Origin of the sequence: Thalassospira profundimaris, from assembly GCF_003326675.1 — a bacterium.
GTDB classification, from domain to species: domain Bacteria; phylum Pseudomonadota; class Alphaproteobacteria; order Rhodospirillales; family Thalassospiraceae; genus Thalassospira; species Thalassospira aquimaris.
Map to the genome: position 1 here is coordinate 532,284 of NZ_JPWF01000001.1, position 12,340 is coordinate 544,623.

The following is a 12,340-nucleotide window of genomic DNA, read 5'->3' on the forward strand; positions in this document are numbered from 1 at the left end:
AATGCCAATCATCCGAGCTTCAAAAGGAACCGGACAATTTTACGGGTTTTCTCGCTAAACAGGCTGGGCGTGTACCAGGCACCGGCCACCCGTTTGGAAAGTTCCCCCAACGTTGGATAGGGGGTGATCATTCCGGCAATAGCCCCGATCTTCATTTTTCGTGAAATTGCCAGTGACCAGACGCCGATCAATTCCCCGGCTTGGCGACCGACGATACCTGCGCCAAGGATGTGTCCTTTGGAGGAGGTGATCACCTTGATAAAGCCGGTCGTATCATCCTCGGCCCGGGCGCGGTCATTTTCGGCGTAATCCCATTTTACCACCCGGATGTTATCGCCGTACCGGGCGCGTGCAGTGGCCTCGGTCATGCCAACCTGTGCGACTTCGGGATGGGTATAAGTAACCCAGGGAACGGCGCTGTAATTGACCTTGGCGGGTAATTTGAACAGGGCGTTTCGAATAACGATCCCCGCATCATAGCCCGCCATATGGGTGAATTGCAGGCCGCCGGTGACATCACCAATCGCAAAAATTTTCCTGTTCGATGTCCTCAGCCGCGCATCCACCGAAATGCCCGTCCGTTCAAAGGCAATACCGGCCTGCTCCAGCCCAAGGTTTTCAACATTCGGCCGACGTCCGGTTGCCAGCAATAAATGGCTGCCTTCCAGTGTAATCTCGATGCCGTCATGTTCTATGATGACCCGGACTTTATCGCCACTTGACTTGACCTCTTTGGTTTTGGCCCCTTCATACAGGGTGATATCGCTTGCCTTGATTGCATCACGAACAACCTCGACCATATCGGGATCGTCTTTGGGCAGGATCGTCATCATTTCAATGACGGTAACTTTGGCGCCAAGCTGTTGGTGGGCCTGCGCCATTTCAAGGCCGATCGGACCGCCGCCGACAATGATCAAATGTTCGGGGCAGACGCGGTTTTCAAAGATATTCTCGTTGGTGAAATAGGAAACACTATCAAGGCCGGGAATAGGCGGTACCGCTGCGCGTGACCCGGTGGCAATGACAAAACGTTTTGCCCGAATTTCGGTGTCGCCTGCGATAAGGGTATCTGGTGCGATAAACCGCCCTTCGGCCTGAATGACGGTGCATCCAAGGTCTTCGAACCGTTCGACAGAATCGTGGGGCGCTATCCCCGATATCACAGAATGGACATGATCCATTGCCTTTGCAAAGTTGACTTCAACCTGGCCCGTGGTGACACCAAAACGCGACGCAGTACGTGCATTTTGCACGGCATGGGCCGCAGCCAGAAGCGCCTTGGAGGGCACGCACCCGGTATTAAGGCAGTCACCACCCATCTTGGCCTTTTCGACCAAAACGACATCAGCACCCATTTGAACGGCACCGGCTGCAACCGAAAGCCCGCCTGATCCGGCACCAATGACACAGATGTCGGTTTTGATTACCTTATTCATGATTGGCGTCCCCGCTTTTGGATTTACGCAGTTTCTTACAGGCAACAGGCATTAGTGCGAGAACGGCCAGGCCGATGATCGGGGTCAGGATGCGTGGCTCGAAAATCACGCCGAGGTCCGGCGTCTTTCCCTGATCAAACAGGGCACCAAGCCCGTCCCCGATGGACGCATAAACGAACGTACCAGGAATGATGCCAAGCAATGTACCAAGGATAAAAGACCGCAACGGAACGCCCAAAAGTGCGGGTACAAGATTGACCAGCCAGAAGGGAAAAATCGGGATCAGGCGCAAAACCATCAGATAGCTGAACGCATTTTCGGCAAAGCCGTGTTCCATCTTGCGAATCGCGCTGCCTGCCTTGTTATGCATGACATCGTAAAACGCGTAACGTGCCGCAAGGTAAACGATGACCGCCCCAAGGGTTGCCGCACTGACCACATAGGTGGTGCCGAGTACCGCACCAAACAGGAACCCGCCCGAAATGGTCAGAATCGAACCAAGCGGTAGGGAAAGTGCGACCGCAATAACATATATCCCCATGAATCCGAGGATGCTGAGTGTCGGTTTGCTTGAAACAAGGTCCTGAAGCAGTTCCCGATTGTCGCGCAGGGTATCAAAGGACAACAAATCCAGAACCCCGCTTGCCCATGCTCCGACAAGGCCGCAAATCAGAATAATCAACGGCAATAAACGACGCCAAAGCGGTTTGGCTGGGGCGGTTACCGGATCTGGATTTTCTGTTTTGTGTTGGGACACGTTGGGCGTCACTGAACTTGTTTTGGTCATTAAAATCACGCTCTTGCAGGTTGGTGGTGACGGGATGAAGAGCAAATCCCGACAAACAGGATTGCATTAATTTCCCCAACATTAGAGCGAATTTTCCAAAGACGCTTATGAACTGCTTTCACCATTGCGTGAGGATCACGCGAACAGCGACAGGTTTGGAAAAGGCACCAAGCTGCGCAGAAATCCTGATGGTCTGGTGCTTGACGTCGGGGAAGTCTGGACGTATCGTCTGGGCATCGTGGGATTTGTCGACCGGCTTGCGGCCACGTAAAAAATCGCTAAAGAGGGGTAAAAAGGCTTCGGCCCTGACCCATTCATGCCGGTCAGGGTTTTTTTGTGCCCGGAACGCACCAATATCTTCGGGCATATTAGGAGCAAGACGATGACGACCGAAAAAAAGGCTTCCGATAACTGGCGTGCAGCGACCCGTTCTGTTCGTGGTGGTACCGCGCGCACCGGTTTCTCCGAGACATCCGAAGCCATCTTTATGAATTCCGGCTATGTGTATGAAACCGCCGCCGAGGCAGAAGCTTCCTTTGATGGCAGCGGGCCGGAACGTTATGTCTATTCACGTTTTGCCAATCCGACCGTGAACATGTTCGAAGAACGTCTGGCGCTTCTTGAAGGGGCCAAATATTGCCGTGCGACGGCATCGGGCATGTCAGCTGTCTGGAACGCGCTTGCAGCTTGCACCAAGGCCGGTGGCCGTGTGGTTGGTTCGCGTGCCTTGTTCGGATCGTGTGAATTCATCCTGACCACACTTTTGCCGCGCTATGGCGTTGAAACCGAACTGGTTGACGGAACCGATCGTGCTGCATGGGAAGCAGCCCTTTCCAAACCGGCCGATGCGGTTTTCCTTGAAACCCCGTCAAACCCGACCCTTGAAGTGCTTGATATCGCCTTTATTGCCGATCTTGCCCATAAGGCCGGTGCCAAGGTCGTGGTTGATAACGTTTTCGCGACCCCGATCCTGCAAAAGCCGATGGAGCTGGGTGCTGATATCGTTGTTTATTCCGCGACCAAGCATATTGACGGTCAGGGACGTTGTCTTGGCGGTGCCATCCTGTTCAATGACAAGGAATGGCATGACGAACATCTGACCACTTTCCTGCGTCATACCGGCCCAAGCATGAGCCCGTTCAACGCATGGGTGCTCCTCAAGGGTCTTGAAACACTTAGCCTGCGCATTGACCAGCATATCCGGAATGCAACAGCCCTTGCCGAATTCCTGTCGGAACAGCCGCAAGTGTCGCGCGTTATTTATCCGGGACTGAAAAGTCATCCGCAGCATGAACTGGCAATGAAACAGATGTCTGGACGCGGTGGTGGATTGATCGCAATCGAGCTTGCCGGTGGTAAAAAAGCAGCCTTCTCGTTGCTTGATAACCTTAAGCTGATTGATATTTCCAACAACCTTGGTGATGCCAAAAGTCTTGCAACCCATCCCTGGACCACAACGCATCAGCGCGTACCGGCCGAGGACAAGATCACGATGGGCATTACCGAAGGCATGCTGCGGCTTTCTGTCGGTCTCGAAGACATTGACGACCTGAAAGAAGATATTCTGGCAGCACTTTCCGTATAACGGAAAAAGATGCAGTAATCCTGATATCAAAGCGGCCCGTACGATGTGCGGGCCGTTGCTTTTCAATGGGGGACATACACGCATGTCCCGTTGGCAGGCAGGGTGTTTCGCGACTATTGTGACTGGCCACTGGTACTTCTGTTGTCGACTGTCTACATATGGCTGATCAATCTCAGTCTTGGCTGACACACAATGAATGGAACACATTTGGCCCGGAGACGTGCATGTATTCGACCGTAACCCACGATATCAAGGTTTCGGTACAACCCGTATTCCTTGAGGATGAATCCGATCCCGAAAGCCACCGTTATGTCTGGGCTTACAGGATCGAGATTGAAAATCTTGGATCCAAAACTGTCCAGTTGCTTAACCGTTACTGGCGGATCACGGATTCACGCGGGGCAACCCAGGAAGTCAAAGGCCCCGGTGTCGTTGGCGAACAACCCGTTCTGGCAGGCGGGGAACGTTTTAACTACACAAGCGGTGCCCCCTTGGCGACACCAAGCGGCTTCATGGTCGGGACCTATGAAATGACGGATATGGATGGAAATCACTTTGATATTGCCATTCCGGCCTTTTCTTTGGACAGTCCCCATGGGCAACATACCGTAAACTAGGATAAAAGCGGGTCAGGAGCCCCACCAAGGCGGGAAGCAATTCCGCCAGGAAAAGATAAAAGGATTTAGTATGTGCAGCGAACATAGCGCCGTAAAACGCCCAACCCGGGAAGAAGCAGAAGACGCGGTACGCACGCTCCTTCGCTGGGCGGGGGATGACCCCGATCGTGAAGGATTGCTTGGAACTCCTGATCGTGTCGTGCGCTCCTATGGTGAATTCTTTGCCGGTTATCAGCAGGATCCGGCAGAAATTTTGCGCCGGACTTTTGAAGAAACCGACGGCTATGACGAGATGGTCGTGTTGCGCGACATTCGCGTCGAATCCTATTGCGAACATCACATGGTTCCGATCATCGGTGTGGCCCATGTCGCCTATTTGCCGCGTCGCCGTGTTGTGGGGATTTCCAAACTTGCCCGCGTGGTCGAAGTTTATGCCAAGCGTCTGCAGATTCAGGAAAAAATGACTGCACAGGTCGCCAACACCATTCAGGAAGAACTTGATCCGCTTGGTGTTGCAGTGGTGATTGATGCCAACCATCAATGCATGAGCACACGCGGCGTTCACAAGACCGGTGTTTCGATGGTCACCAGCCGGATGCTTGGCGCATTTCGTGATGATCCGATCACCCGCCGCGAATTCTTTGCAATGATCGGTCGCTGATCACGGGTTTTGCAATGACGAAAAAGGCCGCAGCGTAATGCTGCGGCCTTTGTTGTTTCGGTGATATCTACCCGGGCAGACTATTCACGGAAATCGGTATGGCAGGATTTGCAGGTACGCAGCATCGTGCCAAGCGCGCCTTTGAATTCATCTTCGGAACCATTGCCCGCGGCCACCGTCTTAAGGGCGTTGGCGCTGGTTTGCAGTTCGGCCGCAAGGTCGGTGAATTTTGACCAGTCGGTCCAGATATCGCCAAGGGCCTCGGATGGCTTTTCGTTGCTGCCTTCCGGGAACAGGCTGGTGAAGTTTTCGCCGGCATGGCTTTCAATGATGCCAGCCGATTCTGCAACCTTGGCCGGGTCATAGGGCAAGGCGCCTTTCATCATCGGAACCATGATCTTGACCTGCTGGCCGATGGCTTTCATGCCGTCCATACGTTTTTCGATAACGCCCGATGCGCCTTCATGGGCGATGGCGGCGATGCTGGCTGTCATGGAAATGGCCAAGACGGCCCCTGCTACAAATTTCAACTCTCTCATCCCTTATCTTTAGCGATCCCTGTGTGCGTTCGGGCCTGTATCAGCACCCGAAGCGCATCAGAATATTTTCAACTGCGCCAATATAGGGCGCACCAAACAGTCTTACATGAACCAATAGGGGGTAAAGGTTATATAAATCTCTACGTTCTTCGAAGAACCCCGGTTCAATGGGCAGTATTTCGTTATATCGTCCGAAAAAGGCGGGACCAAGATCGCCAAACAGCGTACCGAATGCCAGTTCAATCTCGCGATCACCGTAATAAAGTGCCGGATCAATCAATCCTGCCAGCTTGCCATCCTGGCACAGAATATTTCCGCCCCATAAATCACCATGCAGTAAGGCAGCAGTTGGTTTGTCAGGGATCAAACCATCAAGCTTGTCAATCAGACGATCAATACGTGCGGTGGTGGATGCGGACAATTGGCCGCCCTGATGGGCAGCTTGTGCTATATGACGCAGCCTGTGTTCGCCAAAGAATGTCACCCAGCTTTCTGTTTGCGGATTGGGTTGGGGAAGCCCGCCAATCAGGGTGTCGAATTCAAGCCCAAAGGTGGTTGCCGTAATCCTGTGCTGTGCTGCCAGTTGTTCGGCCAGATCACGCTGAACGCGTTGCGACATCTGATTGTCATTGGCCATGTAATCCATGACCAGACAGGCATTGTCGGCGTGTAAAACCGACGGGCAGTGGATTGGTGAATGTCGCGCAAAATATCGCAACATTCGTGCCTCAATCTTAAGATCGCTGTTTGCCAAATGACTTTGTTTGATGACCAGCAATCGGCCAGATCCAAGTTCAACCCGTGTGACACTTGCCATCGTTCCACCTGACAGGTTCGAGATACTGGCAACGACGTCACTGGTCAGGTTTTCAATCAGGTCTTTCAGGGCGCTATTGTGCATGGGGGAAATGATGGCACGTAATCAAAGGGCATGTTTCTGCCGGATATGGATCAACAGGTTGTTTGACGTTTGTTCGATCATGTCAAAGACATGAACAAACCCGTTTGTCCCACCGTAATAGGGATCGGGAACGCTTTGCCCGACCATATCGGGATGATAATCAAGGAACAGTTCGATCTTGGCCTGGTTGGCAGATGGTGCCTGACGACGCATGTCGCGCAAATGTCCGTCATCCATTGCCAGTATATAGTCAAACTGCACGTAGTCGGACGGTTTGATCTTGCGTGACCGAATATCGCTTAAATCATACCCCCGGCTTTTTGCCATTTCGCTGGATCGGGGATCGGGAAGTTCGCCAACGTGATAGGCGGATAATCCGCAGCTATCGACGCTGATCAAATCAGAGAGCCCTGCCTCGTCAACGATTTTGCGGAACACACCATCTGCCGTCGGTGACCGACAGATGTTGCCGGTACAAACAAAAAGAACCTTGATCACACTATCAATCCGCTCGTGAGTATTTGAAAGAACGCCCAGACTGACATGCGGGGCAAAATCGGGCAATGACGGTAATCTGGTGTCGCGGCGGGTTTCCAACGCTGATCGGCCTGATTTGCTCTTTATGTAACAGCTTCGTGACATTTTGGATCGTGCGCTGACAGTGTGATTAATAGTTTGTATGATCGCGCCATTGTTCGAAGTTTGGCGTGATTTGATGCAAGAATTTGTTTCTTTCGGATTGCATGTTGCCCTGATCCGGCAATTGGCCTGGTTGCCGCGCGGTTATGATCTGGTGCCCGCGGGTACAGTTGTGACATCTGCCAAGCTGCGCAGCATCATGCTCGCACTGGAAGAAACAAATGGTCCTGCCGTTTTGGTGCGCCTTGGTCGCCATCTTGCTGCCAAGGAACAGGAACCGGTTCTGACCATGTTGCGCCATTCGGCGACGCCTTCGGTGATCGCAGATCGCTGGCGACGACTGGAAGGCTATTCCCACGCCCGTGCCCGCAGTGATTTTTCCATTACCGGTAAATCGATGAACATCCATCGCGGTGTCGTTCGCGGACAACCTCCGGCACGGGTCGAGAACCTTTTATTGCAGGGCTTCCTGATCGGTTTGCTCGAAGCTGCCGGGGCCGAAAATATCGACGGAACAATCCTGCCAAGTCATGGTCCGGCGATCCGTGTGGTGCGCAAAGGCCGGATTAACAACAAACTTGATTTCACCGGGCGCGGGCTTCGGTTCAGGATTAACTGGAACAGTTTTGAACCGGTATCGTCCTCCTATCCGTTTATGGCCAATATGCCGGGATCGGCGCCATCGCTTGGCGGGCAACGTCCGATCGTGCGTCAGCTTTGCGGCGTTCTTGAACAGGATATCGGACGCAGCTGGTCGATTGATGAAGTTGCGGCCGCCCTTGATACATCCGGGCGGACATTGCAGCGCCGCCTGCAACAGGCCAGCAATCGCTTTTCCGATGTCTTGCGGATCGTGCGTGTGCGCGAAGCCTGTCGTTTGTTGTCTGGTACAAGTCTTTCGGTAGGGGAAATCGGCTTTTGGTGCGGCTTTACCGACAATGCCCATTTTTCGCGTGATTTCAGGCGATTGATGGCAATGCCGCCGTCTGTTTACCGCGAAGCAAGCATCAGTCACGCCGGCCTGACCCGAGCATAAACATTACCTGACCCGGAAATCAGGTCAAATGCGGATAATTGACCTGCTCCCCGTCCTTGTTTATCAGCAGCACCAAGACGGTACGAACCGTATCGTACCCCACTTGCATCCACGAGGCTGCCATGACCGACGCATTCGATTCCGACAATCAATATTCCGGGTTTCTGCCGCCGCGCTTTCGCGACCGGCTCGATGCCGATGATGTGACGGTCAAAACCTGGACAGTCGGGGATGCGTTGCCGGACCATTCGGTTCCGGACCTTCCGGCACCGTTATCAGTGTTCTTTGATCTGGTTGCGCCATCGGCTGAACGGGCCGGTGCGTCTGGCTTCGCCATGCTATGGCTTGATCGTCATCCGCATGAAGAACCGGGCTGGCGCTTGTCGGTCGGGCATGCTGGTGATGTTGATACACTTGAAACCGCGGTAGCCAAGCCGCTTGCACGTCTTGTCGGCGCAATGTCGATGGCGGAATTTGAAACCGAAAACTGGCATATGACCCGGCCTTTATGGCGCAAACGGTCCGAACCGGTCCGTCTGGTGTTCTGGGGAAGCTTTGCCAAGCATGCGCGCGCGGTTCTGGCCCACGGGGATGGCGCATCATTTTATCAGCCGCTGGGGGCGGGGCTTCGCGCCGATCATGTCGCGGCAAGCCTGCCACTGCTTGAAGATATGCTGGGTGATCCGTTCCTGATCGGCGGTATGGGGTTTGAAGATGCCTTGCGTCTTGGGATATCGCTTGGCCGGGCGCATCTGATCGAAAGCTGGATCGAGGCCGGCGGCCCGGAAAAGGAACCCTATTTCCGACCCATGCGCATCTGGCATCAGGCATGGCTTGCCAATGCCTTGATCGATCCTGCGGTGGCAAGCCTTGCCATGTCGGGCAAGCCGCCGATGCCTGCCCTTGATTTTGCCGCGAACAGCACACCCGATACCCGTCGTCGGTCCCTTGATGAGGTTTCTGGCTGGTTGACCTCGGTCTTCTTTACCGATGAACAACCGGCCTTGCGCAATGCCTTTGTTGCCGGGGTGCAAAATGCGGTGTGGCTTGATAGCGACCTGCAACAATATCTTCAGCCGCAACAACGAACCGAAATCGTGCAGGGCCTGATGCCCTATTGCCGCTGGTTCCTTGCGATGGCGCTTTATAATCATCTGGGCAATCTGGCGGCCGGAACGGCACGTGCTGATCAGATTGAATTTTACAGTACACTTGTTGATGCCTTGCCGGAACTTTCTCCGCTTGGTGAACTGGCGACCCAGCGCGATATCGAACTTCATATCATCCGCATTGATGCCGCCCGTGCGGCATCGGCCTTCGATACGCTGGTGCTGCCATTCTGCGATATTTTGATGCCGCGATGCCAGTTTGATGCAGCGCGCTCCTGATCAGGGTCATTGAAGGAAAAAGGTCCGCCGGATTGCTCTGGCGGACCTTTTTGTTTTATCGGTACGGTTTGATGTGGGCTTATTGCGGCCCGACATAGGCCGGGATCGGTCGGCGCGACACAATCGCAAACCGTATGGCCAAGCCCGTGGCCGCGACCAGACTGGCAAGCGCAATACCCCAGAAAAGTCCCGGAACCCCCATCTCAAAGACAAAGGTCAGGACATAACCCGCCGGGATCATGACAAAGATATAGGACACCAGATGCAATATGGTTGGTGCCCATTTGTCTCCGGCCCCGCGCAACGCACTGATGGCGGCATTCTGTCCGCCATCGGTCGGGAAAATGATCGGCATCAACACCAGAACCGAAACCGTGGTCGCAATCACGGCGACATCCTGTGTGAACAGATGTGATACGCCATCCGGGAACAGAAAGATCGGAATGCTGAGCACGAACATCACCGCCATCGTGGTCAGATATCCGATCCAGCCGGCAAGCGCCATGTCGGGCCGGTCGCGCCGCCCATAGGCAATCCCGACACGCACCGATGTTGCCGATGCCAGTCCAAGCGCCACCATGAACATCAGCGCCAGCATTGTCATCGCAATGCCGTAACTTGCCGCAGCAACCACGCCAAGCCGTCCGGCAAAAAGCTGCATGGCAGCAAAGGCACTGGTTTCCATGCCCTGGCTGGCACCAGCAGCATAGCCAAGATGACGGGCATCGCGCGATCCCCGCCACCATCCGGCAAAGCCTTTGCGAATGCCATACAGATCATGGCTTTTCATCAACAGGACATAGGCCAACAGAATAAGGGCCATGGTCCAGCGAATGACGCTTGATGTCCAAGCCGCCCCCTCTGCGCCAAGTTCGGGCAGGCCGAAGGCGCCGTAAACCAGACCATAATCAAGCACCAGATTGATCAGATTGGCGATGATCATCACGATCATGCCCGGTAACGGGCGCTGCAATCCTTCAAGGAAAAAGGCACAGGTGGTATAGATCAGGGCGGCGGGCATCCCGATCGACAAGATGATGGCCAGTCGTCCGGCATGGGTGGCAATTTCATCGGGCTGTCCGGTAACGATAAACAGCCACTCTGCCTGCCAGGTCAGGAAGGTAAAGGCGATACCGATCAAAATGGTATAGGGCATGGCATGGCGCCAGACCGCACCGGCTGCTTGCCAGTCTTCGCGCCCCTTGGCATGGGATGTCAGGATCATGACCCCGGTCAAAAGACCGATGCCGGTCACCATCAAGGACGTAAATGGCGCGTGCGCAACGTTCAGATAGGCCAGCTCCGCACTGTCGTAGTTGCCGACAATGATGGTGTCGACAACCGCCATGATCAACATTCCAAGCCGGGCGATGGTTACCGGCAGGGCAAGGCGAAACAGCTCGCTTAGATGGCGCTTGACCCGGTTATCGGGATAAAGCGGGGTTGGTGATGCGGCGGGATCTGGCGGCGGAGTGGCCGCTGTCCCGTCTTGTGGGGCAAGGGTCATGCAAACGTTTCCTGTTTATAATTGTCGCCACCCGAACAGATGATGGTGGTGGCATATCCTGTTCGGGGGGCGTTTATGGGCCCGTTATGCGGGCAGTTATCTGTGGGCAGCGAACGGACGACGTGGGATCGCTGCAAGCAATTTCGCCGGATCGTCGGTGATGACCGATGTCACGCCCCAGGAAAACAGCTCCTTCGCCCGGTCAACATCATTAATGGTATAGCAAACCAGTGGTATGCCGGCATCGACAATCTCGGCGGCACTAACCGGGGTCAGGGCCGCATGATCGATATGGATGGCGGATGCACCAAGGCGCTCATATTCGGTTTTCCAGTCCTTGGGCAGGGTTTCAAGCAACCATCCGCATGGCAGTTCCGGGGCATGTTTGCGCATTTCGGCAACCGCGATATCGTCAAAGCTCGAAATCAGGATCGGCAGATCGCGTGCGCGCTTCAGTTCGGCGATCACTTCATGGCACAGACGTACCGGATCACAGCCCGACGGTTTGATTTCGAGGTTCGCGCCCATCTCCATATAGAAAAGGGTCTCAAGCGTATCTGAAAGGGTCGGAATGCGTTCACCCTTATATATGTCTGAAAACCAGCCACCGGCATCAAGGGCGCGTAAGGATGCAAGATCGCTGTGGTGAATCGGACCTGTGCCGTTGGTGGTGCGCTCCAAGGTGTCATCGTGAATCAGAACGCATTTGTCATCGGAACTTAGCGTCACATCGCACTCGATCCATTTTGCACCACGGGCACCGGCAACGCGAAATGCGGCAATGGTGTTTTCCGGGGCTTCAATCGATGCGCCACGATGGGCGACAATATGCGGAATATTGATCACGGTCTTTGGCCTTTTCACAGCAAGGGGTGCAATGCGGCTTTTCGGGGTTATCGGATGGTCCGGTCATCGCCGCACATTGCAGATACGGACTATGGATTCTCTTACGCCACTTGGTTTCCGTGAAAAAGCGAAAATCTTGTTGCGATTTGAACGCTTTCTTATGTGTGTGACGGGCGAAGTCATTGGACTCCATATTCTAATCGGCGCGCCAGAGTCGAATAGAATGCCGGTTTTCGGCGCTATGCGCGTATGTTGGTCTCGCCATGCACAGAGATAGGGTCTAAGTGAAATCCCCGAAAGCCAAGGGTTTGCGCGGACTGTTTCGGGGATGGAAAAAACAATCTTCGAAAATCTCCATGAATCTTCAAAAAAGGTGTTTACAGGTCCTGATATGGGCC

12 protein-coding genes and 1 riboswitch are annotated in these 12,340 nt (G+C 54.2%); of the genes, 5 read left to right on the forward strand and 7 right to left on the reverse strand.

What is annotated here, in order from left to right:
- Nucleotides 1-8: 8 nt before the first annotated feature.
- Together TH19_RS02550 and TH19_RS02555 are read right to left on the reverse strand one after the other, a co-directional pair.
- Nucleotides 9-1,436 (reverse strand): dihydrolipoyl dehydrogenase family protein, encoded by a 1,428-nt coding sequence (locus tag TH19_RS02550; RefSeq protein WP_114100720.1) that lies wholly within the window; start codon nt 1,434-1,436, stop codon nt 9-11.
- Nucleotides 1,429-2,223, reverse strand: coding sequence for a TVP38/TMEM64 family protein (locus TH19_RS02555; protein WP_114100721.1), 795 nt, complete (start codon nt 2,221-2,223; stop codon nt 1,429-1,431). Before TH19_RS02555 ends, TH19_RS02550 begins: the two co-directional genes overlap by 8 nt.
- Before the next feature lie 228 nt (nt 2,224-2,451).
- A riboswitch (SAM riboswitch) is annotated at nt 2,452-2,523 on the forward strand.
- 82 nt (nt 2,524-2,605) lie between these two features.
- On the opposite strand from TH19_RS02555, the gene metZ reads away from it, so the two are divergent.
- The 3 genes from metZ (at nt 2,606) to folE (ending at nt 5,086) form a co-directional block, all read left to right on the forward strand.
- Nucleotides 2,606-3,808 (forward strand): O-succinylhomoserine sulfhydrylase, encoded by a 1,203-nt coding sequence (gene metZ / locus TH19_RS02560; protein WP_114100722.1) that lies wholly within the window; start codon nt 2,606-2,608, stop codon nt 3,806-3,808.
- A 224-nt stretch (nt 3,809-4,032) separates the two neighbouring features.
- A complete protein-coding gene (apaG, locus tag TH19_RS02565; RefSeq protein ID WP_114100723.1) occupies nt 4,033-4,425 on the forward strand; it encodes a Co2+/Mg2+ efflux protein ApaG in 393 nt (130 codons plus the stop codon).
- Between the two features lie 70 nt (nt 4,426-4,495).
- Entirely contained in the window at nt 4,496-5,086 is a 591-nt protein-coding gene (gene folE, locus TH19_RS02570) for a GTP cyclohydrolase I FolE (protein WP_114100724.1), read from the forward strand.
- Between the two features lie 80 nt (nt 5,087-5,166).
- Here the strand turns inward: folE and TH19_RS02575 are convergent, their stop codons facing one another.
- From TH19_RS02575 to TH19_RS02585, 3 genes are all read right to left on the reverse strand, one after another.
- The gene (locus tag TH19_RS02575) at nt 5,167-5,580 is read right to left on the reverse strand and encodes a c-type cytochrome (RefSeq protein ID WP_181846273.1); all 414 of its coding nucleotides are present in this window, start codon (nt 5,578-5,580) and stop codon (nt 5,167-5,169) included.
- An 85-nt stretch (nt 5,581-5,665) separates the two neighbouring features.
- A complete protein-coding gene (locus TH19_RS02580) occupies nt 5,666-6,526 on the reverse strand; it encodes a fructosamine kinase family protein (protein ID WP_114100726.1) in 861 nt (286 codons plus the stop codon).
- Between the two features lie 21 nt (nt 6,527-6,547).
- Complete coding sequence (locus TH19_RS02585) at nt 6,548-7,123, reverse strand: low molecular weight protein-tyrosine-phosphatase (protein ID WP_309471247.1); 576 nt, start codon at nt 7,121-7,123, stop codon at nt 6,548-6,550.
- A 118-nt stretch (nt 7,124-7,241) separates the two neighbouring features.
- Between TH19_RS02585 and TH19_RS02590 the strand changes: the two genes are divergently transcribed.
- Nucleotides 7,242-8,201, forward strand: a complete 960-nt coding sequence (locus TH19_RS02590) for a helix-turn-helix transcriptional regulator (protein WP_114100793.1) — start codon at nt 7,242-7,244, stop codon at nt 8,199-8,201.
- 122 nt (nt 8,202-8,323) lie between these two features.
- Nucleotides 8,324-9,589: a hypothetical protein gene (locus tag TH19_RS02595; RefSeq protein WP_114100728.1), complete on the forward strand. Its 1,266-nt coding sequence runs from the start codon at nt 8,324-8,326 to the stop codon at nt 9,587-9,589.
- 79 nt (nt 9,590-9,668) lie between these two features.
- On the opposite strand, the gene TH19_RS02600 is transcribed toward TH19_RS02595, so the two are convergent.
- A complete protein-coding gene (locus TH19_RS02600; protein ID WP_114100729.1) occupies nt 9,669-11,096 on the reverse strand; it encodes an MATE family efflux transporter in 1,428 nt (475 codons plus the stop codon).
- 96 nt (nt 11,097-11,192) lie between these two features.
- Entirely contained in the window at nt 11,193-11,942 is a 750-nt protein-coding gene (locus tag TH19_RS02605; RefSeq protein ID WP_114100730.1) for a glycerophosphodiester phosphodiesterase family protein, read from the reverse strand.
- Nucleotides 11,943-12,340 lie beyond the last annotated feature (398 nt).

Coding starts and splice junctions, on each gene's coding strand:
- TH19_RS02550 (WP_114100720.1), bottom strand. CDS start 1,436: ATGAATAAGGTAATCAAAACCGACATCTGTGTCATTGGTGCCGGATCA.
- TH19_RS02555 (WP_114100721.1), bottom strand. CDS start 2,223: ATGACCAAAACAAGTTCAGTGACGCCCAACGTGTCCCAACACAAAACA.
- metZ (WP_114100722.1), top strand. CDS start 2,606: ATGACGACCGAAAAAAAGGCTTCCGATAACTGGCGTGCAGCGACCCGT.
- apaG (WP_114100723.1), top strand. CDS start 4,033: ATGTATTCGACCGTAACCCACGATATCAAGGTTTCGGTACAACCCGTA.
- folE (WP_114100724.1), top strand. CDS start 4,496: ATGTGCAGCGAACATAGCGCCGTAAAACGCCCAACCCGGGAAGAAGCA.
- TH19_RS02575 (WP_181846273.1), bottom strand. CDS start 5,580: ATGACAGCCAGCATCGCCGCCATCGCCCATGAAGGCGCATCGGGCGTT.
- TH19_RS02580 (WP_114100726.1), bottom strand. CDS start 6,526: ATGCACAATAGCGCCCTGAAAGACCTGATTGAAAACCTGACCAGTGAC.
- TH19_RS02590 (WP_114100793.1), top strand. CDS start 7,242: ATGCAAGAATTTGTTTCTTTCGGATTGCATGTTGCCCTGATCCGGCAA.
- TH19_RS02595 (WP_114100728.1), top strand. CDS start 8,324: ATGACCGACGCATTCGATTCCGACAATCAATATTCCGGGTTTCTGCCG.
- TH19_RS02600 (WP_114100729.1), bottom strand. CDS start 11,096: ATGACCCTTGCCCCACAAGACGGGACAGCGGCCACTCCGCCGCCAGAT.